Source organism: Nodularia chucula CCY0103 (assembly GCF_963923915.1).
Classification (GTDB): Bacteria; Cyanobacteriota; Cyanobacteriia; order Cyanobacteriales; family Nostocaceae; genus Nodularia; species Nodularia chucula.
Map to the genome: position 1 here is coordinate 1 of NZ_CAWUOL010000190.1, position 1,300 is coordinate 1,300.

The 1,300-nt window shown below is 35.2% G+C and carries 1 protein-coding gene; it reads right to left on the minus strand.

Going from position 1 to position 1,300, the window contains the following annotated elements; all coding sequences use genetic code 11:
• Positions 1-51: 51 nt before the first annotated feature.
• On the minus strand, positions 52-1,300 hold a 1,249-nt coding region (locus ACM0OP_RS24125; RefSeq protein WP_414530938.1), incomplete at its 5' end, for an IS701 family transposase.

Below are 1,300 nucleotides of genomic sequence, written 5' to 3' on the forward strand. Positions count from 1 at the left end.
ATATCCCTCTTCTGTCACTTTCCGAATAAAGCAAGTAGTAAATTAAGTAAATTATGCAGAAGAATAAAAGGGTTTGAAACCATTCATAGCACTAATGAGTTGGTTGAATCCGAGCAATAAATCGGAATTAGGAAAAACATCAAGCCAGGGATAAATCAACCAAAAAAATAACAGTGGTTGGACAATTAAACGCAGATTATTGAGAGTACTCTTCCATCCCCCGTTCAGGTTCCATTGTTGATGCCCAGAGAAATTAACCGAATTGCTTTTTGGAGGGTCGGGTGGAAGTTGATGAGATTGATTTAAGGATAAAAATGATGGAGAGTTTAAACTGATCATGGTGTAAACACAAAAAATAATTTCCCACCATCTCTCAATATCCTGGAAACTAGTAAACCGATAATCTGTCCAACCTAATTCCTGCTTACACTGCCGAAAACCATATTCTACCCATGTTCTTAATCCATAAATGTCACCTAAACTTTTTTTGAGCTTTCCTTGAAGATTTGTCATGACGAAAGATGTAGAATTTTCAGGCAGTGTTTCTGGGTCTGTAGTTAATTCCCAGTAAGTTATATCTCTTCGCTTACCATAAATTATTTCCCTAATATATCTAGTCTCTGATTTTTGGTTACTAAATGTTCTGGTGAATTTACACCACTTATTCGCCCTAACCCTCTGATTAGCTGGCAACCAGACTGCATGATTACTTCTAATCGCTACCACGTAAGCTAATTTATATTCTGCTAATTTTCTGATAAATTGGCTACTCTCACCATATAAACTGTCTGCCAGTACCAATTCAATATTAAAGCCCAACTCAATTAATTCTGTAATTATTTCTGTCGCTAATTCTATCTTAGTTTTATATTTATCTCCGGCTTTTAGCGTCCCTTGTGGTTTGAATACTTTGAATAATAATGGAAATGTTATGTTAGCGTAAACTCCGTAGGCATTGACTGAAACTATCCCATTATCTATTTTTCCCACACTCCCTAAATATTGTCTGGCTACATAATCAGTCTTTTTACCTTTTTTTCTATCTCCTGTTTCATCGATGACTACAGTAATTGCTTTTCCATCTAATGCTCTCTTAATTTTCTGTAATCTCTGACTCCTTAATTTCTCTACTGACCAATCTGAATTGGCAATAAAATGATGTAATGATTGTGCTGAGTTTATGCTTACTGCTTTTGCTATCTCCGGTAAGGATTTTCTTTTGAGCGTTGATATTATTCCCAAATGTAAATATTTGAAGCACTCGTAATTTCTTACTTCTTTGAATGTGTCTCTATACTCC